The 17,693-nt window shown below is 71.2% G+C and carries 20 protein-coding genes; 6 read left to right on the top strand and 14 right to left on the bottom strand.

All coding sequences use genetic code 11. The features are described 5' to 3' along the window. Nucleotides 1-112: 112 nt before the first annotated feature. Nucleotides 113-1,660, top strand: a complete 1,548-nt coding sequence (locus ACFWW9_RS16940; RefSeq protein ID WP_390377840.1) for a helix-turn-helix domain-containing protein — start codon at nucleotides 113-115, stop codon at nucleotides 1,658-1,660. 43 nt (nucleotides 1,661-1,703) lie between these two features. Here ACFWW9_RS16940 and ACFWW9_RS16945 read toward each other — a convergent pair whose 3' ends face one another. Next, a complete protein-coding gene (locus ACFWW9_RS16945; protein WP_390377843.1) occupies nucleotides 1,704-3,083 on the bottom strand; it encodes a glycine--tRNA ligase in 1,380 nt (459 codons plus the stop codon). Nucleotides 3,084-3,186: 103 nt separating this feature from the next. On the opposite strand from ACFWW9_RS16945, the gene ACFWW9_RS16950 reads away from it, so the two are divergent. Continuing rightward, entirely contained in the window at nucleotides 3,187-4,035 is an 849-nt protein-coding gene (locus ACFWW9_RS16950) for a tetratricopeptide repeat protein (RefSeq protein ID WP_390377846.1), read from the top strand. A gap of 4 nt (nucleotides 4,036-4,039) precedes the next feature. Here the strand turns inward: ACFWW9_RS16950 and ACFWW9_RS16955 are convergent, their stop codons facing one another. Further along, a complete protein-coding gene (locus tag ACFWW9_RS16955) occupies nucleotides 4,040-4,423 on the bottom strand; it encodes an antibiotic biosynthesis monooxygenase family protein (protein ID WP_390377849.1) in 384 nt (127 codons plus the stop codon). Between the two features lie 17 nt (nucleotides 4,424-4,440). On the opposite strand from ACFWW9_RS16955, the gene ACFWW9_RS16960 reads away from it, so the two are divergent. The 3 genes from ACFWW9_RS16960 (at nucleotide 4,441) to ACFWW9_RS16970 (ending at nucleotide 5,620) form a co-directional block, all read left to right on the top strand. Next, a complete protein-coding gene (locus tag ACFWW9_RS16960; protein WP_390377852.1) occupies nucleotides 4,441-4,713 on the top strand; it encodes a hypothetical protein in 273 nt (90 codons plus the stop codon). Between the two features lie 83 nt (nucleotides 4,714-4,796). Then, on the top strand, nucleotides 4,797-5,201 hold the full coding sequence (locus tag ACFWW9_RS16965; protein ID WP_390378022.1) for an ArsR/SmtB family transcription factor: 405 nt from the start codon (nucleotides 4,797-4,799) through the stop codon (nucleotides 5,199-5,201). After that, nucleotides 5,198-5,620, top strand: a complete 423-nt coding sequence (locus ACFWW9_RS16970; protein ID WP_390377855.1) for a Fur family transcriptional regulator — start codon at nucleotides 5,198-5,200, stop codon at nucleotides 5,618-5,620. The genes ACFWW9_RS16965 and ACFWW9_RS16970 overlap by 4 nt, the downstream gene beginning before the upstream one ends. Before the next feature lies 1 nt (nucleotide 5,621). Here ACFWW9_RS16970 and ACFWW9_RS16975 read toward each other — a convergent pair whose 3' ends face one another. The 8 genes from ACFWW9_RS16975 to ACFWW9_RS17010 all read right to left on the bottom strand — a co-directional run bounded on the left by ACFWW9_RS16975 (nucleotide 5,622) and on the right by ACFWW9_RS17010 (nucleotide 11,439). Next, nucleotides 5,622-6,335: a TIGR03943 family putative permease subunit gene (locus tag ACFWW9_RS16975; RefSeq protein ID WP_390377858.1), complete on the bottom strand. Its 714-nt coding sequence runs from the start codon at nucleotides 6,333-6,335 to the stop codon at nucleotides 5,622-5,624. Further along, nucleotides 6,332-7,345 (bottom strand): permease, encoded by a 1,014-nt coding sequence (locus ACFWW9_RS16980; protein ID WP_390377861.1) that lies wholly within the window; start codon nucleotides 7,343-7,345, stop codon nucleotides 6,332-6,334. Before ACFWW9_RS16980 ends, ACFWW9_RS16975 begins: the two co-directional genes overlap by 4 nt. 190 nt (nucleotides 7,346-7,535) lie before the next feature. Then, entirely contained in the window at nucleotides 7,536-7,994 is a 459-nt protein-coding gene (locus ACFWW9_RS16985) for a hypothetical protein (protein WP_390377864.1), read from the bottom strand. Next, a complete protein-coding gene (locus ACFWW9_RS16990) occupies nucleotides 7,994-8,422 on the bottom strand; it encodes a hypothetical protein (protein ID WP_390377867.1) in 429 nt (142 codons plus the stop codon). The genes ACFWW9_RS16985 and ACFWW9_RS16990 overlap by 1 nt, the downstream gene beginning before the upstream one ends. Continuing rightward, nucleotides 8,419-9,240, bottom strand: coding sequence for an isoprenyl transferase (locus ACFWW9_RS16995; RefSeq protein WP_390377870.1), 822 nt, complete (start codon nucleotides 9,238-9,240; stop codon nucleotides 8,419-8,421). The genes ACFWW9_RS16990 and ACFWW9_RS16995 overlap by 4 nt, the downstream gene beginning before the upstream one ends. 41 nt (nucleotides 9,241-9,281) lie before the next feature. After that, entirely contained in the window at nucleotides 9,282-10,034 is a 753-nt protein-coding gene (gene recO, locus ACFWW9_RS17000) for a DNA repair protein RecO (protein WP_390377873.1), read from the bottom strand. Continuing rightward, nucleotides 10,035-10,931: a GTPase Era gene (gene era, locus ACFWW9_RS17005; protein ID WP_390377876.1), complete on the bottom strand. Its 897-nt coding sequence runs from the start codon at nucleotides 10,929-10,931 to the stop codon at nucleotides 10,035-10,037. A 76-nt stretch (nucleotides 10,932-11,007) separates the two neighbouring features. Beyond that, nucleotides 11,008-11,439 (bottom strand): 4-oxalocrotonate tautomerase family protein, encoded by a 432-nt coding sequence (locus tag ACFWW9_RS17010; protein WP_390377879.1) that lies wholly within the window; start codon nucleotides 11,437-11,439, stop codon nucleotides 11,008-11,010. Between the two features lie 129 nt (nucleotides 11,440-11,568). Between ACFWW9_RS17010 and ACFWW9_RS17015 the strand changes: the two genes are divergently transcribed. Continuing rightward, nucleotides 11,569-14,235 (top strand): AAA family ATPase, encoded by a 2,667-nt coding sequence (locus ACFWW9_RS17015; RefSeq protein WP_390377882.1) that lies wholly within the window; start codon nucleotides 11,569-11,571, stop codon nucleotides 14,233-14,235. Nucleotides 14,236-14,242: 7 nt separating this feature from the next. Here the strand turns inward: ACFWW9_RS17015 and ACFWW9_RS17020 are convergent, their stop codons facing one another. Genes ACFWW9_RS17020 through ACFWW9_RS17035 form a run of 4 tightly spaced genes read right to left on the bottom strand, consistent with a single transcriptional unit; the run spans nucleotide 14,243 to nucleotide 17,537 of the window. Next, entirely contained in the window at nucleotides 14,243-14,572 is a 330-nt protein-coding gene (locus tag ACFWW9_RS17020; RefSeq protein ID WP_390377885.1) for a cytidine deaminase, read from the bottom strand. Continuing rightward, on the bottom strand, nucleotides 14,565-15,878 hold the full coding sequence (locus tag ACFWW9_RS17025) for a hemolysin family protein (RefSeq protein ID WP_390377888.1): 1,314 nt from the start codon (nucleotides 15,876-15,878) through the stop codon (nucleotides 14,565-14,567). Before ACFWW9_RS17025 ends, ACFWW9_RS17020 begins: the two co-directional genes overlap by 8 nt. Nucleotides 15,879-15,889: 11 nt before the next feature. Continuing rightward, entirely contained in the window at nucleotides 15,890-16,453 is a 564-nt protein-coding gene (ybeY, locus tag ACFWW9_RS17030) for an rRNA maturation RNase YbeY (protein ID WP_390377891.1), read from the bottom strand. A gap of 4 nt (nucleotides 16,454-16,457) precedes the next feature. Further along, nucleotides 16,458-17,537 carry a PhoH family protein gene (locus ACFWW9_RS17035; RefSeq protein WP_390378025.1) on the bottom strand — a complete coding sequence of 360 codons (1,080 nt, stop codon included), beginning with the start codon at nucleotides 17,535-17,537 and terminating at the stop codon, nucleotides 16,458-16,460. Nucleotides 17,538-17,693: the final 156 nt, after the last annotated feature.

Genomic DNA, 17,693 nt, shown 5'->3' on the forward strand with positions numbered 1-17,693 from the left:
CGAAGTCGTGAATCCCGGAAAATCTCACCCAGCGCATACGTGAGCACCGAAAACAGGCCGAAGGGCACCCCACGGGCAAGCGTGACGTCACGAGTGAGATATCTTCGCCGCCATGGTCAGCGATCTTCCCGAACCCAACGAGCACCTCCGCCGGATCGGCGGACTCGTCCGCGACTCGCGCAAGCACCGCGGCTGGACCCAGGTCCAACTCGCCGACGCGCTCGGCACGAGCCAGAGCGCGATCAACCGGATCGAGCAGGGCAACCAGAACCTGACCGTCGAGATGCTCACCCGGATCAGCGAGGCACTCGACTCCGAGATCGTCTCGCTCGGCCGCTCCGGGCCGGTGCACCTGCGCGTCGAGGGCGGCCACCAGCTGTCCGGCGAGATCAACGTGAAGACGAGCAAGAACGCGGGCGTGGCACTGCTGTGCGCGTCGCTGCTGAACGAGGGCCGCACCATCCTGCGCAAGGTCGCGCGGATCGAGGAGGTCAACCGGATCCTGGAGGTGCTCGCCAGCATCGGCGTCCGCACCCGGTGGCTGAACGACGCCAACGACCTGGAGGTCGTCCCGCCCGCCCGGCTCGACCTGGCGAACATGGACGTCGAGGCGGCGCGGCGGACCCGCAGCATCATCATGTTCCTCGGCCCGCTGATGCACCACGAGAGCACGTTCGAGCTGCCCTACGCGGGCGGCTGCGCGCTCGGCACCCGGACCGTCGAACCGCACATGACCGCGTTGCGCCCCTTCGGGTTGGAGGTCAAGGCGACCGCGGGCAGCTACCACGCCGAGGTCGGCGACACGACCGGCCCGCACCGGCCGATCGTGCTGACCGAGCGCGGCGACACCGTGACCGAGAACGCCCTGATGGCCGCCGCCCGCCGCGACGGCGTCACGGTGATCCGCAACGCCAGCCCGAACTACATGGTCCAGGACCTGTGCTTCTTCCTGGTGGAACTGGGCGTGCGGATCGACGGCATCGGCACGACGACGCTGACCGTGCACGGCGTGCCGAAGCTGCGCAAGGACGTGGACTACTCGCCGTCGGAGGACCCGATCGAGGCGATGAGCCTCGTGACCGCGGCGATCGTGACGTCGTCGGAGATCACCGTCCGCCGGGTGCCGATCGAGTTCCTGGAGATCGAACTGGCGCTGCTGGAGGAGATGGGCCTGGTCTACGACCGCAGCGAGGAGTACCCGGCGGCCAACGGCCGGACCCGGCTGGTGGACCTCGTGGTGCGGCCCTCGGTGCTGCACGCGCCGGTGGACAAGATCCACCCGATGCCGTTCCCCGGCCTGAACATCGACAACCTGCCGTTCTTCGCGCTCATCGCGGCGGTCGCGCAGGGGTCGACGCTGATCCACGACTGGGTCTACGAGAACCGCGCGCTGTACTTCACCGAGCTGACGAAGCTCGGCGCGAAGGTGACGCTGATGGACCCGCACCGCGTGTACGTGGAGGGGCCGACCCACTGGTCCGGGGCCGAGGTGATCTGCCCGCCCGCGCTGCGGCCCGCCGTCGTGGTGCTGCTGGCGATGCTGGCCGCGAAGGGGTCCTCGGTGCTGCGCAACGTGTACGTGATCAACCGCGGCTACGAGCAGCTCGCCGAGCGGCTCAACCTGCTCGGGGCGCGGATCCACACGTTCCGCGACAACTGACCCGGTCCGGGGGCGGCGGCTCGGCGCACCGCCCCCGGTCCCGTCAGCAGCCGACGAGCCGCGCGGCCAGGTAGCCCTCGAGCTGGTCCATCGACACGCGCTCCTGCGACATGGTGTCGCGCTCCCGCACCGTGACGGCGTGGTCGGTCAGGGTGTCGAAGTCGACCGTCACGCAGAACGGCGTGCCGATCTCGTCCTGCCTGCGGTAGCGACGGCCGATCGCGCCCGCGTCGTCGAAGTCGACGTTCCAGTTGCGCCGCAACGCCGCCGACAGGTCGCGCGCCTTCGGCGACAGGTCCGCGTTGCGCGACAGCGGGAGCACCGCCGCCTTCACCGGGGCGAGCCTGCGGTCGAGCTTCAGCACGACCCGGCGGTCGACGCCGCCCTTGGCGTTGGGGGCCTCGTCCTCGTGGTAGGCCTCCAGCAGGAACGCCATCATCGGACGGCCGACACCCGCCGCGGGCTCGATCACGAACGGCCGGTAGCGCGAGTTCGTGGCCTGGTCGAAGTACGACAGGTCCACGCCCGAGTGGTTGGAGTGCGTGGTGAGGTCGAAGTCGCCGCGGTTCGCGATGCCCTCCAGCTCACCCCACTCCTGGCCGCCGAAGCGGAAGCGGTACTCGATGTCCACGGTCCGCTTGGAGTAGTGCGACAGCTTCTCCTTGGGGTGCTCGTACTGCCGCAGGTTCTCCTTGGCCAGGCCGAGATCGGTGTACCAGCGGGACCGCTCGTCGATCCAGTACTGGTGCCATTCCTCGTCCGTGCCGGGCTCGACGAAGAACTCCATCTCCATCTGCTCGAACTCGCGGGTGCGGAAGATGAAGTTGCCGGGCGTGATCTCGTTGCGGAACGACTTGCCGATCTGGCCGATGCCGAACGGCGGCTTCTTCCGCGACGTCGTCTGCACGTTCAGGAAGTTCGTGAAGATGCCCTGCGCGGTCTCCGGGCGCAGGTAGTGCAGGCCCTCGTCGGTCTCGATCGGGCCGAGGTGGGTCTTGAGCAGGCCGTTGAACATCTTCGGCTCGGTGTACTGGCCGCGCGTGCCGCAGTTCGGGCACGGCACGTCGTCCAACCCGCCCTCGGCCTTGCTGCTGCGTTCGGCGTACTCCTCGACCAGGGTGTCGGCGCGGAACCGCTTGTGGCAGGAGTTGCACTCCACCAGCGGGTCGACGAACGCCTCGATGTGGCCGGACGCGGCCCACACCTCGCGCGGCAGGATCACCGACGAGTCCAGGCCCACCACGTCGTCGCGGCCCTGCACCATGAACTTCCACCACTGGCGCTTGATGTTGTCCTTGAGCTCCACGCCGAGCGGCCCGTAGTCCCACGCCGACCTGGTACCGCCGTAGATCTCACCGCACGGGTACACGAAGCCACGGCGCTTGCACAGGCTGACGACGGTCTCGACGCGATCGGCTGGCACGGGAACTCCCCAAGGGACTGGGCAAAGGGAAAGTGTCCAGCGTAACGCGCCGGTGCGAGCCTCTAATGGGCGACCGGGCGGGTTCTGTGCCTACGCTGCGCTGATGGCGGACGAGCTGCGGGAGATGTGGGACTTCGCCGACCTGACGGCGACCGAGGGGCGGTTCCGGGCGAAGCTCGCCGAACCGCTGGACGACGGGCGGCGGGCGGAGGTGCTGACGCAGCTCGGGCGGGTGGCCGGGTTGCGCGGGGATTTCGCCTCCGGGCACGCGCTGGTGGACTCCGCCGAGGCGCTGGCTCCGGCGGACTCGGCTGGACGGGTGCGGGTGCTGTTGGAGCGGGGGCGGTTGTTGCGGTCCTCCGGGGCGGCGGCCGAGTCGTTGCCGTTGTTCACGGCCGCGTTCGTGCTGGCCGGGCATCGGGGGGATTCGTACTTGGCTGTCGATGCCGCCCACATGGCGGCGTTGGTGGACAAGGTGGAGGAGTGGACCCAGCGCGGGGTCGAGTTGGCCCGCGCTTCCGGGGACGCGCAGGTCCGGGGGTGGGTCGGGCCGCTGTTGAACAACCTCGGGTGGGCGCACTTCGAGGGTGGGCGGTTCGAGGAGGCTCTCGGGGTGTTCCAGCAGGCGCTGGTGGCTCGGGAGCAGAGCGTGGGGAACCCGCACGAGGTGGAGGTCGCCCGGTACGCGGTGGCCAAGACGTTGCGGATGCTGGGGCGGGCCGGTGAGGCCGTCGAGTTGATGAAGGTGGCGGTCGGGTGGGCTCGAGAAGCCGGGGTGGCCGACGGGTGGTTCCACGAGGAGTTGGCCGAGGACTACTCGGCCGCGGGGATGCGGGCCGAGGCCGCTGAGCAGGCCGAAGTGGCTCTGGGGATGGTGGAGGGCGATGTGGCGCGGGTGGAGCGGTTGAAGGCCCTGGTCGCGGATCGGCCCGTTGTGGAGTGGCCTCGGTAGGGGTTCAGCGCGGTGTGGTCGACGGGCCGGAGGCCTCGCCCAGCCGGACCGTGCCCGCGTCGTGCGCCAGCAAGCTCACCTGGCGGGTCACCGCGCCGTCGGACGCCACCAACACCGGTTCGTAGGCCGCTGGTTCGTCCACCAGGGCCTCGGAGAGCAGCGGGATCACGTGCTCCCGAACCTCGAACGGGGACAGTGCTCTGCGGTAGGAGACCACCGAGTCGAACTCGACCGTCAGGACCCACCGTTCCGGCTCGTCGAGCGACTGGCTGAGCAGGCCGCGCTGGCAGCCCGGGCGGGCGATCAGCAGTTCCAGCGCCCTGTTGGTGCGCGCGGTGAAAGCGGCGACGTCGGGTTCGAGGACGGTGAACCTGCACACGAGCAGCACAGTGCAAGGATGCCATGGTGGCGAACGACTCCAAGCGCACCCTGATCCCTGGTGACGGACCACTGGCCAAGGTGCCGGGGACCGTGGCGTTCTTGCTGGTCATCGGCCTGTTCGCGGCCGGTGTGCTGGTTCGCGGGGTGGTGGGCGCGCTCTTCCTCTGCGTGCTGCTGGTGGGGGTGTCGATCTTGTTGGCGGCTACCTGGAAGGTGCTCGCGCCCGCCGGGCGGGTGTTGCGGATCGTCGTCCTGCTGCTGCTCGTGGGCGTCACGATCTCGGTTCTGCCCGGATAGCGCCTAGGATTGGTGCTGATAATCCATTCCAGCTAGGACCGAAGAGGGTGCGTGGCTTGACCCAGGACGCGACGACGGTCCCCGTGCGCGGTGAGCACACGCACTCCCCCGAGCGGGACGTTCCCCGGCCCTCGCCGCCGCGGTCGGCCCGGACGTTGGCCGAGGCCGGTGAGCTGCTGCGGGCGTTGGCCGCGCCGGTGCGGATCGCGATCGTGCTCCAGCTCCAGGAGGCCGAGCGGTGCGTGCACGAGCTGGTCGAGGCGCTCGGGGTCGCGCAGCCGCTGATCAGCCAGCACCTGCGGGTGCTCAAGGCCGCCGGGGTGGTGCACGGGGAGCGCCACGGGCGGGAAGTCGTGTACCGGCTCGTGGACGAGCACCTCGCGCACATCGTCGTCGACGCGGTCATCCACGTCGAAGAAGGCGGGGGGACTTCTGCCCGGTCGGTGGTCGCTGGTATCAACGAACCAGACCGGACGGAGGACCTGTGACCACAAGCGAGCGCCCGACGACCGCGGTGCCCGGACTGCGCTCGACCAAGCAGCGCACGGCGGTGTCCAAGCTGCTCGACCAGCTCGACGAGTTCCGCTCCGCCCAGGAGCTGCACGAGGAGCTGCGCAAGCGCGGTGAGGGCATCGGGCTGACCACGGTCTACCGCACCCTCCAGTCGCTGGCGGACGCGGGCGAGGTCGACGTGCTGCGGACCGACACCGGCGAGGCCATCTACCGGCGCTGCTCCGCGCACCACCATCACCACCTGGTGTGCCGCACCTGCGGGCGCACCGTCGAGGTGGAGGGCCCCGCCGTGGAGAAGTGGGCCGACCGGATCGCCGCCGAGAACGGGTTCTCCGAGGTCAGCCACACCGTCGAGATCTTCGGCACGTGCGCGGGCTGCACCAGGAAGAGCTGACTCAGCTCTCGTAGGTGTCGACGGGGGTCGCGATGGGCGCGATCTCCGAGACGGTGAACGTCGGCACGTAGGCGGTCTCCTTGGTCGCGGACTTCGGCACGACCTTGCCCGTGACCTCGACCCACTGGTCGGTCGGCATCGCGTCGAAGCCGGACCCGGTCAGCCGCACCTTGATCGGCGACGCGTCGGCCGCGCAGCACGAGATCGCCAGCCGGGCGACGTAGGTGAAGTCGTTCTTGCGCACCACGAACCCGGTCAGCTTCACCGCCCGGTTGTCCAGCGACCCCGAGTCGTCCCACGCGGTGCGCGTGACGAACTCGCCGAGGCTCAACGGGATGACCGCGCCCTCCGGCAGCGCCGCGAACCCGTTGGCGCTCTTGGCCTCCTGGGCGGCGTTGCGGTCCGAGCGGTTCACCGTGTCCGCGCCGAGCGCGGGCGGGCTGATCAGGAACACCGCGAGCACCGGCAGCAGCAGCATCCACGGGCTGCGCGACGACTTGTGCTCGTGGTCGCCGTGCGCCTCGGGGACCTCCTTGCCCGCCCGCAGGTCCCGCACGATCGCGAGGCCCGCCAACAGGATCATGGTCGCGCCCGCCGCGATGAGCAGCGGTTGCAGGCCCGCCTTCACGTACCTCAGGTACATGTCGGTGAAGCTCAGCTTGAGCAGCGCGCCACCGAGCAGGATGAGCAGGATGTTCTGCGTCTCGCGCCTCACAGGAACACCACTCCAGCGACCAGGGCGCTCGCGATGGCCACGACGAACGTGGCGGGCGCGAAGCGCAGGGCGAACGACTTGCCGAACGTGCCCGCCTGGAGGGCGAACAGCTTCACGTCGACCGCGGGGCCGACGACCAGGAACACCAGCCGGGGCAGCAGCGGCAACGCGCTCATCGACACCGCCACGAACGCGTCGGCCTCGCTGCACAGGGCCAGGATGACGGCCAGCAGGGCCATCACGATCACGCCGAACACGATCTGCGCGCCGAGCGCCTCCAGCCACGCGGTCGGCACCAGCACGTTGAACGCGGCGGCGAACACACCGCCGAGCACCAGGAAGCCGCCCGCTTCGACCAGGTCGTGGCGCGCGGTCTCGGTGAACACCGTCCAGCGGGACGTGCCCTCCTTCTCCTCGAGCTTGCGCAGCGCCCGCTCGGCGATCCACTCGGCCTTGCCGAACTTGGTCCACAGCCAGCCCATGACCATCGCCGTGAGCAGCGAGCCGACGAACCGGGCGGGCACCATCATCGGCGCGTCGCGGAACGCCACGGCCGTCGCGACCAGCACGATCGGGTTCACGGCCGGGGCGGCGAGCAGGAACGACAGCGCCACGGCCGGTGGCACGCCCTGCTGCATCAGCCTGCGGGCGACGGGCACGGACGCGCACTCGCAGCCCGGCAGCGCGACCCCCGCCAGTCCCGCCACGGGCACCGCCAGCGCCGTCTTCTTCGGCAGCAGGCGGCGCAACGCGCTCGCGGGCACGAACGCCGCGATGGCCCCGCTGATCAGCACGCCGAACACCAGGAACGGCATCGCCTGCACGCAGACCGCCACGAACACCGTCGACGCCGTGCGCAGCTGCGGCACGTCCAGCACGCCGACCAGCCAGTCCTGGAGGACCAGCGCGAGGACCAGCAGCAGGCAGAGCACCTCCAGCGAGGTGATCTTCCCGCGCAGGGGCCCGCGACCGGACGGCCGCGAGTCCCTGATCTCGGAAGTGATTGTCACTTCGGCGATGATGCCAGGCGACCGGGCGATCCCCCCACCCGCCTGACGTCGCTTTCTCTCCGAAATCCGGAAACCGGCGCCGGGAACGGCACATACAGCCCGAACTTCGTGCCTGGTGGCGTGAAAGCGCCACGATGCGCCGAAGGGGCGCGTCCGGAGTTCGGACGCGCCCCTTCGGAGTCGTGGAGGGTCAGGAAGCGCTCGGGTCGGTCGCGGCGAGCAGGCGGCGGAACGTGCGCTCCATGCCCGCGCGGACCTCTTCCGGCGTCGGCGGCTCGAAGTCGTCCGCGATCTCCTCCTCGACGAGGTCCGTCTCACCGAGGTCGAGGTCGACGTGGGTGCCGTTGACCTTGGTCTCGACCAGGGGGCTGTCGATCTCCTCGACCTCCTCCTCGGCCTCGCGGAGGTCGTCGATGGTGGCGAGGACCTCGTCCGCGCTGAGCACCGGCATCATCGGCTCGACGACGGCGAGCATGCCGTCCTCGGCCAGCGCCACGGCCTCGGCGAGGGCGACCGCGTGGGCGCGCTCGTACGGGCCGCAGACGAAGGAGTCCCACTCCTCGCCGCCGGACGGCTCGAACGTCACCACCCAGGGGAACTCGAGCACAGCGGAGTCCTCGTCGGGCTCGTAGATGATCACGCCACCCATCAGGGGGTCCTTTCGTCGGCGAGGAGTTCGCCGCGCAGTTGGGATGCGGTGGAGACCACGAGCATGAGCAGGGTGCTGAGTGGTTCGGGCTTCATGCCCTCGGCCGGGAACGCGTACCGCAGGGTCACGTCCATGCCGCGATCGGTGTGCACGACGCCGAGCGTGCCGAAGAGGCCCTGACCGGCGCGTTCCGCCGCGGACACGGCGAGGTCGCGGTCCTCCGGCAGGTCCCACGCGACGACGCACGTGAGGCTCAGGACGGTCAGCCCCTCGGCGAGCTGCATCGCCTGGATGGCGCACGGCACCTCGCCGTGCAGGAAGCTCAACGCGCCGTCGTCGTCGACGTGCACGTCGTGGAACAGTTCGAGTGCCTCGCGGGCGGAGGTCAGCAGTGCGGCGGTGATGGCGGCGGCGTCTTCGTCGGTCACGCGGTGGTCTCCTCGTCTGGCTTGTCCACGGCTCCGCCGAACCGGCGGTCCCGGCGGGCGAAGACCTCGCACGCCGCCCACAGGTCGCGGCGGTCGAAGTCGGGCCACAGGATGTCCTGGAACACCAGTTCCGCGTACGCCGACTGCCACAGCATGAAGTTGGACGTGCGCTGCTCGCCCGACGGGCGGATGAACAGGTCCACGTCCGGCATCTCGGGCTGGTACATGTGCTTCGCGAGCGTGCGCTCGTCGACCTTGTCCGGGTTGATCTTCCCGGCGGCGGCGAGGCGGGCGATCTCACGGGCGGCGTCGCCGATCTCGGCCCGCCCCCCGTAGTTGATGCACATGGCCAGGTTCAGCTCTTTGTTGTCCTTGGTGCGCTCCTCGGCGTCCTCCAGCTCGGAGATGACGCTGCGCCACAACCTCGGCTTGCGGCCGGACCACCGGACGCGGACACCCAGCTCGTCCAGCTCGTCGGTCCGGTTGTGGATGACCTCGCGGGTGAAGCCCATCAGGAACTTGACCTCTTCGGGGCTGCGACGCCAGTTCTCGGTCGAGAACGCGTACAGCGACACCCACTTGACGCCCAGCTCGATCGCGCCGCGCGCGACCTCGACCACGACGGCCTCGCCCCGCTTGTGCCCCTCCACCCTGGACAGACCGCGCTGGTTGGCCCAGCGCCCGTTGCCGTCCATGACGATCGCGACGTGCTTCGGCACGAACTCCGCCGGGATCGCGGGCGGCTTGGCGCCGGAGGGGTGCGGGTCCGGGGGTCGTGGCACACGCGTCTCGCGTTCGGCCCGCCTTCGGCGCAGCATGGTGTTGGGGTTCCTCTCGAAGACTGTGCGGTGGCCGAACTTTAGCCCTCGACCGGACGTCCCGTTCGCTCGACCAGAGGTAGCGAACGGAGCTGTCGCTCCATGTGCCACTGGAGGTGAGCGGCGACGAGGCCGCTCGCGTCGCGGCGCGCGCCGACCGGTAGCGCGTCCACCACGTCCCACTCGCCGTGCAGCAGTGCGATCAGCAGTCGCAGGGTGTCCGCGGACGGGGTCGCCGAGCCCGCCGGGCGGCAGTTCGCGCACACGACGCCGCCCGCCTGCACGTTGAACGCGCGGTGCGGGCCGGGTTCGCCGCAGCGGGCGCACTCGTCCACGGCCGGTGCCCAGCCCGCGATGGACATCGCGCGCATCAGGAACGCGTCCAGCACCAGCGAGCCGTCCCGCTCCCCCGCCGCCAACGCCCGCAGCGCGCCCGTGACCAGCAGGTACAGCCGCAGCGCCGGTTCGCCCTCCTCGGCGGTGAGCCGGTCGGCCGTCTCCAGCACCGCGCACGCCGCCGTGTAGCGGGAGTAGTCGCCGACCAGGCTCACGTGGAACGCGTCCAGCGTCTCCACCTGCGTCACGACGTCGAGCGACCGGCCGGGGTAGAACTGCACGTCCACGTGCCCGAACGGCTCCAGCCTGGCCCCGAACCGCGACGACGTGCGGCGCACGCCCTTCGCCACCGCCCGCACCTTGCCGTGCTTCTGGGTCAGCAGAGTGATGATCCGGTCCGCCTCGCCCAGCTTCTGCACGCGCAGGACGATCCCGGTGTCGCGGTACAGGTTCGCCATCTAGAACCCCAGTCGGCGCAGCTGCTTCGGGTCGCGCTGCCAGTCCTTGGCGATCTTGATGTGCAGGTCCAGGAACACCTTGCTGCCCAGCAGCGCCTCGATCTGCTTGCGGGAGGTGATGCCGACCTGCTTCAGGCGCTCGCCGCGGTGGCCGAGGATGATCGCCTTCTGGCTGGTGCGCTCGACGTACAGGTTCGCGTGCACGTCGATCAGGTCGTCGCGGCCCTCGCGCGGCGCCATCTCCTCGACCAGCACGGCGATGGAGTGCGGCAGCTCGTCGTGCACGCCCTCCAGCGCGGCCTCGCGGATCAGCTCCGCGATCAGCGTCGCCTCCGGCTCGTCGGTCAGGTCGCCGTCCGGGTACAGCGGCGAGCCCTCCGGCAGCCGGTCGAGCAGCAGCTTCTCCAGCGTGTCCACCTGGTAGCCGTCCACCGCGGACACCGGGATGATGTCGGCGAACTCCATGATGTTCTGCAACGCCAGCAGCTGCTCGGCCACCTGCTGCTGCGGCACGAGGTCGGTCTTGGTGATGATGCCGATCACCGGCGTCTTCTTGGCGATCTTCTCGAGTTCGGCGGCGATGAACTTGTCGCCCGGTCCGACCTTCTGGTCGGCGGGCACGCAGAAGCCGACCACGTCGACCTCCGACCACGTCTCGCGGACCAGGTCGTTGAGGCGCTGGCCGAGCAGCGTGCGCGGCCGGTGCAGGCCGGGGGTGTCGATGAGGATCAGCTGGCCGTCCTCGCGGTGCACGATGCCCCGGATGGTGTGGCGGGTCGTCTGCGGCTTGCTCGACGTGATCGCGACCTTGGTGCCGACCAGCGCGTTGGTCAGCGTCGACTTCCCCGCGTTCGGACGGCCGACGAAGCACGCGAACCCTGAGCGGTAACCATCCATCCGTCCATTGTCCCTGGTGCCGAAAGCGGCGCCGACCGGGTGGGGGTGAACGCCCCCGAACCCGGTCGGCGGGTTCTCACTTCCCGGACAGCTCGGCGATCTGGGCCCGTGCCGCGAGGACGAGTTCGGCGTTGGTGTTGGCGTGGCCCTTGAGGCCCCACCCGCCCTCGGGGGCCTCGGTGAGCAGGACCCAGGTGCGGTCGGGCAGGGTCGGGTCGCCCGCCGCGTCCGCGACGATCGCGGTCAGCTCGCGGACGACGGCGAGCTGCTTGTCGCGGTCGAGCGCGCCCGCGTTGGTGAGCACCTGCACGCGCACGTAGTCGCTGTCGCCGTCGACGTTGGACAGCGAGTCGGCGGGCAGGTCGTGCACGAACGCGGCGGTGTTCTGCCGGAACATCGGGATGGCGGGGACCTCCTCGATCCGCATGACGGCGGAGGCGAGGTCCACGGCCAGCTTGTGCTTGTCGGGGAAGGTTCCGGCGACGGCGTAGGCGTCGATCATCGGCATGGCGGTTCTCCGTGGTTTCTCGGTCGGTACGGGCAGCACACCACCGAGGGCACCTCGGGCGGATCGCGTGAACCCGTGGTCTTCTGACGGGCGCGGGTTCACGCGGGTCGGCGGACCTCACCTGAACAGGTGAGGAGGGGTCTCCGGGTAGCATCCGGGCCCCACCGGGGAGCAGGGACGGGGACGACGCTGGAGACGCTCAGGGGCCGTGGTGCCGAGCTGTCCGCCGCGCTGGCCGTGCTGCGCCGCACCGCCCGCTCGGGGCGGGGGGCCGTGCTCGCGGTGACCGGTGAGCCGGGCATCGGGAAGACCGCGTTCTTCGAAGCTGTGGCCGAGAACGCCCGCCGGACGGGGTACCTCGTCGGCACCGGCAAGGCCGAGGAGATCGACCGGATCACCGAGGGCGCGCCGCTGCTGGTCGCCCTGCGCTCCGGCCCGCACCCGCTGCTCGACGAGAAGTCGTTCGCCGACCTCGCCGCGCTGCGCGACAGCCCGCTGTGGCTGGTGGACCGCGTCGCCGTGCTGCTGGAGGAACGCGCCCTCGACGCGCCCGTGCTGGTCGGCGTCGACGACCTCCAGTGGGCCGACGGGTTCACCCGCTTCGCGCTGCGGGTCCTCACCGACCGGCTGACCGGCTCCCCCGTCGTCTGGCTGCTCGCGGGCCGCTCGGTCGAGGGCCGGGCGGACCAGCGCATCGCCCTGGGCCCGTTGGACGCCGCGGGCATCGAGGACCTGGCCCGCGACCGCCTCGGCTCGTCACCGGACCGCCGGACCGCCGCCCTGCTGAGCCGCGTGGGCGGCAGCCCGTTCTGGGCCGTGCGAGTGCTCGACGCCGCCTGGGACGACGCCGACGGGGACCTGCCCGCCGAGGTCGTCCTCGGGGTCCGGCGGCGGATGCCGTCGCTGGGCGCGGACCTGGTGCGGCTGCTGCGGCTCTGCGCCGTGTGGGGTCGGGCGATCACCGCCGACCAGGCCGCGGTCCTGCTCGGCGGTCTGCCCGCGGCCGTCGTGCTCGACGCGGCCGAGCAGGGCGTCGCCGAAGGACTGCTGCGCCGCGACGGGTGGCACGTCTCGTTCCGGCACGACCTCCTGCGCGAGGCCGTGTACGCCGACCTGGGCGCGGACGACCGGTTCGCGCTGCACCGCACCTGCGGACGGCTCCTGCTCGACGACCCGCTCGCCGCGGCCCCGCACTTCCAGGTGGGGGCGGTCGTCGGCGACCACGAGGCCGTCACCGTGCTCCGCGCGGCCGCGGCCGTGAGCGCGGTGCCGGACGTCGCCGCGGACCTCGCGCTCCGGGCGTTCGGGCTGACCGCCGAGGATTCGACGTCGTGGGCCGAGGTGGGCGAGGAGTGTGCCGAACTCCTGGTGCGGCTCCAACGCGGGCGGCAGGCCGTCGAGGTCGTGGACCGGCTCCTGCCGCACGCCGCCGACGCCGACACCCGCGCCCGGCTCCAGGTGCTCGCGAGCCGGGCGCTGTGGTCGATGAACCGGCTCGCCGAGATCGGTGAGCGCACGCGCGTTCCCGGCGACTTGTCGCCGACTTCACGGGCCCGGCTCGCCGCGGCGGGCACGTTGGCGCTCGTGCGGGTGGGCACGTCCTCGGACGCCGCGCGCGAGGCGTCGGCGGCCTTGGCCGAGGCCCGCCGGGTCGGTGACGGCGAGGCGGAACGGTTGGCGCTGCTCGCGCTGTCGGTCGTGGCGAGGCAGGAGGGCCGCCACGCGGTGGCGCACGCCCGCGTCCACGCTTTGCGCGCCCTGGCGGGCGACGAGCACCTGGCCGAGGAGGTCCGGGCGCTCCAGATGCTCGACCGCTACGACGAGGCCGCGGTCCTGCTGGCCGACGCGGGCGACAGCCCCGACCTGGTCCACGCCCGGATGTGGCAGGACGTCAACCTCGGTCGCCTGGACGAGGCGGAAGCGCAGGCGCACACCCTCGTCCGGCTCGCGGACGAGGTCGGCGAGCACGTGAGCACCCTGGACGCGGGGTCGGTGCTGGCTTTCACGGCCATGGTCCGCGGCGACTTCGCCACGGCCCGGTCGCGCCTGGCCGCCCACTCCCGCCCGAGCCCCGCCATCCACACCACGGCGACGCGGCTGATGCGGGGGTGGATCTCCCTGCTGGAGGGGAAGGCCGAGGAGGCCGCCGCCGACTACCGGCCCCTGCTCGCGGTCGCCCGCACGAGCCGCGAGTACTGGCCGTGGTTCCCGCTGTGGACCCGGCCGTTCGTGCAGGTCGGCTTGGCGGTGGGTGATCACGCGTTCGCGTCGGAGGCCGCCGCGCTCGCCGAGACCGCGGCCGAGCGCAACCCCGGCGTGGCCAGCTTCGGCGGGTTGGCGTTGCACACGCGTGGCTTGGTCGACGGGGACGTGCGGCTGGTGGGAGAGGCGGTCGACGTGCTGCGCGAGGGGCCGCGGCCGTTGCTGCTGGCCGCCGCGCTCGGCGACCTCGGGACCGCGTTGCTGGCGGTGGACCGGGAGGAGGCCGTGCGTCGGCTGACCGAGGCACGACGGCTCTACGACGCCGTTGGGGCGGTGCTGCCCGCCTCGGTGCTGGACCGGGCGCTGGGTGCCGTCGGTCGACGTGGGCCGCGGCCGACGTTCGGGTGGGAGTCGTTGACGGCGACGGAGTCGGCCGTGGCCGAACTCGTCGGCAACGGGCACACGAACCGGTCGGCGGCGGCCGAACTCGGGGTGTCGGTCAACACCGTCGGGACGCACGTCCGGTCGGTGTTCGCGAAGCTCGACGTGCGCAGCCGCGTGCAGTTGGCGAACCTGCTGCACCGGCGGGGGTGACGGCCCCTCAGGCGGTGTCGACCACGGTCCCGGAGGTGTCGGCGCGGAAGACCGGGCCGGTGGTGAGGTCGCGGACGGCGGACAGGGAGTCGGCGTCGACCTCGTCCGCCTCGGTGACCACGGCCGCGGCTTCGAGGGCTTCCGCGCCGCTGGAGACCGCGGCCGCGACCGCCGCCTGCAACGCCGTGAGGCGCAGGGACGGGAGGGTCACGGTGGCGGCGGCGTAGGTGCGGCCGTCGGTGTCGCGGACGGCCGCGCCCTCCGCCGCACCCGTGCGGGCGCGCACGGCGCGGGCGAGGGTGACGATCTTCTGGTCCTCGGCGTCCAGGTCAGGCACGGTGGTCCTCGCGTTCCTTGTCGTCTGCCGGTTCCGCGAGCGCGACCGGGCGTACCAGGACGGTGGTGATGCGCATGCGGCCGCGTTCGTCCTTGCCGCCCTCGGCGCGCATCCGCAGGCCCGCGATCTCGGCCTCGGTGCCGGGCAGCGGGACCCGGCCCAGGCGTTGGGCCAGCAGTCCGCCGACGGTCTCGACCTCGTGCTCGTCGAGCTCCGTGCCGAACAGGGCGTCCAGGTCGTCGACCGGCAGGCGGGCGCTCACCCGCACCGCGCCGTCGGCCAGGTGCTCGACCGGCGGGCGGTCGTCGGTGTCGGACTCGTCGGTGATCTCGCCGACGATCTCCTCGATGATGTCCTCGATGGTCAGCAGGCCCGCGGTGCCGCCGTACTCGTCGATCACGATGACCAGGTGCGTGCGGGACAGCTGCATCTCGCGCAGCAGGTCGGCGAGCGGCTTCGAGTCGGGGATGAAGGTGGCCTGCTTCATCATCTCGCCGACGGTCGTGCCGTTGACCTCGTCCGCGAACGTCACCCGCACGAGGTCCTTGAGGTTCACCACGCCGACGATGTCGTCGACGCTCTCGCCGATCACCGGCACCCTCGTGTACCCGGTGCGCAACGACAGCGCGAGCGCCTGCCGCAGCGACTTGGCCTGCTCGATCCACACGATCTCGGTGCGCGGCACCATGACCTCGCGGGCGATCGTGTCGCCCAGCTCGAACACCGAGTGGATCATCTCGCGCTCGCCCTCGTCCACGACCCCGCGCTCCTGGGCCATGTCGACCAGCTCGCGCAGCTCGACCTCGGAGGAGAACGGGCCCTCGCGGAAGCCCTTGCCGGGGGTGATCGCGTTGCCGACCAGGATCAGCAGCCTGCTCAACGGCCCGAGCACGCGGCCGAGCACCCGGATCGGGGCGGCGGCGACCAGGCCGACGGCGTACGGGTGCTGGCGGCCGATGGTGCGCGGGCCGACGCCGACAAGCACGTACGACACCACAAGCATCGACAGCCCCGCCGTCACGACGGCCAGCCACGGCGGCGACACCAGCCGCAGGCACACGACCGTGACCAGCACCGTCGCCGACAGCTCGCACGCCAGCCGGAGCAGGAGCAGCAGGTTCACGTGCCTCGGCCGGTCCGCCAGCACCTGGAGGAGCTGGCGGGCGCCGGTGCGGCCCTGGCGTTGCAGGCCCTCGACGCGGGCGCGGGACACCGTGCCCAGCGCCGCGTCGGCCGCGGCGAACAGGCCCGCCGCCAGCACCAGCACCACGGCCAGGAAGATCAAGCTCGCGGAACTCGTGGTCACCGGTTCGACCTCTACGCGTTGGGGTCGGAGGGTTCGGGATGGTCCGAGTGCTCCAGGCCCACGGCGCCGAGGAGCTTGGAGTCCGAGGCGCGCTGCACCGCGAGCCGCTCCGCCTCGGCGGTCGCGGACCGGAAGTCCGCGAGGATGCGGTTCTGGAGCGTGAACATCTCGCGCTCCTCGGCGGGCTCGGCGTGGTCGTACCCGAGGAGGTGCAGCACGCCGTGCACGGTCAGCAGGTGCAGCTCGTCGAGCAGGCCGTGGCCCGCCTTCTTCGCCTGGTCCTTGGCGAACGCCGGGCACAGCACGATGTCGCCCAGCAACGCCGGACCCAGCCCGGCCGCGTCGGGGCGCCGGGCCGAGTCCAGTTCGTCCATGGGGAACGCCATCACGTCCGTCGGACCGGGCAGGTCCATCCAGCGTTCGTGCAGGTCCGCCATCACGTCCAGCTCGACAAGCAGGACGGACAGCTCGGCCAGCGGGCTCACGCCCATCCGGTCGAGGGCGAACCGGGCGGCCGACACGATCGACGGCTCGTCGACCGGGACCCCGGACTCGTTGGCAATCTCGATGCTCACGGGCCTATCGTCCCCGGCGCTGCTCACCACGTCGTGCACCGGGTCCGGTCTGGCGCCCGTGCTGGTCGGCGTTGTCCTGGACGACCTGCCACTTCTCGTAAGCGTCCACGATGTCGCCCACCAACCGGTGGCGGACCACGTCGCTGCTGGCCAGGAGCGAGAAGTTGACGTCCTCGACCCCGTCCAGGATCTCCCGCACGACCCGCAGACCGCTGCGCTGCCCACCGGGCAGGTCGACCTGGGTGATGTCACCCGTGACGACGATCTTGGACCCGAAGCCGAGCCTGGTCAGGAACATCTTCATCTGCTCGGGCGTGGTGTTCTGCGCCTCGTCCAGGATGATGAAGGCGTCGTTCAGCGTTCGACCGCGCATGTACGCCAGCGGCGCGACCTCGATCGTGCCCGCCTGCATCAGCCGCGGGATCGACTCGGGGTCGACCATGTCGTGCAGCGCGTCGTACAGCGGCCGCAGGTACGGGTCGATCTTGTCGTTCAGGGTGCCCGGCAGGAAGCCCAGCCGCTCCCCCGCCTCGACCGCCGGTCGGGTGAGGATGATGCGGCTGACCTGCTTCGCCTGCAACGCCTGCACGGCCTTCGCCACCGCCAGGTACGTCTTGCCGGTGCCCGCGGGCCCGATGCCGAACACGATCGTGTTGGCGTCGATGGCGTCGACGTAGTGCTTCTGGTTCAGCGTCTTCGGCCGGATCGTGCGGCCCTTGCGGGACACGATGTCGAGGCTGAAGACCTCGGCGGGCGACTCGGTCGTGTTCGCCGACAGCATCACGACCGTGCGGCGGACCGTGTCCGGGCCGACCTGCGTGCCGCGGCTCGCGAGCTGGATCAGCTCGGAGAACACGCGCTCCGCGAACCCCACCTCGGCGGGCTCGCCGGACAACGTGATCTCGTTGCCCCGCACGTGCACGTCCGCGTCCAGCAGGTCCTCGGCGAGGAGCAGGTTCTCGTCGCGCGACCCGAGCAGCACGAGCAGCGCGTCGTCCGGCACGGCGATCTTCGATTGGGCGTAGGTCGGGGCCTGGCCGGCCGACGACGACTTCCTGGTTCCGTTGGCGGCGCTCGCGGCGATGCTCACCGGGCGCTCCTCCGGGAATCGGGCGGCTCCACCCGCTGCGGTACCGACCACGTAGCCTCGGGCCTGCTTCCTGCGCTTTCGCGCCAAACCTGGTAGGTCCTCGTTGACGACACCGATGGTAGTCGCGAGTACCGACAAAACGCACCGAAG

Origin of the sequence: Umezawaea sp. NPDC059074 (genome assembly GCF_042738955.1) — a bacterium.
GTDB lineage: Bacteria > Actinomycetota > Actinomycetes > Mycobacteriales > Pseudonocardiaceae > Umezawaea.

Bases quoted from the DNA above. Each gene is read 5' to 3' on its own strand.
- ACFWW9_RS16940 (WP_390377840.1), top strand. From the start codon at position 113: ATGGTCAGCGATCTTCCCGAACCCAACGAGCACCTCCGCCGGATCGGC.
- ACFWW9_RS16950 (WP_390377846.1), top strand. From the start codon at position 3,187: ATGGCGGACGAGCTGCGGGAGATGTGGGACTTCGCCGACCTGACGGCG.
- ACFWW9_RS16985 (WP_390377864.1), bottom strand. From the start codon at position 7,994: ATGGGTGGCGTGATCATCTACGAGCCCGACGAGGACTCCGCTGTGCTC.
- ACFWW9_RS16995 (WP_390377870.1), bottom strand. From the start codon at position 9,240: ATGCTGCGCCGAAGGCGGGCCGAACGCGAGACGCGTGTGCCACGACCC.
- recO (WP_390377873.1), bottom strand. From the start codon at position 10,034: ATGGCGAACCTGTACCGCGACACCGGGATCGTCCTGCGCGTGCAGAAG.
- era (WP_390377876.1), bottom strand. From the start codon at position 10,931: ATGGATGGTTACCGCTCAGGGTTCGCGTGCTTCGTCGGCCGTCCGAAC.
- ACFWW9_RS17010 (WP_390377879.1), bottom strand. From the start codon at position 11,439: ATGCCGATGATCGACGCCTACGCCGTCGCCGGAACCTTCCCCGACAAG.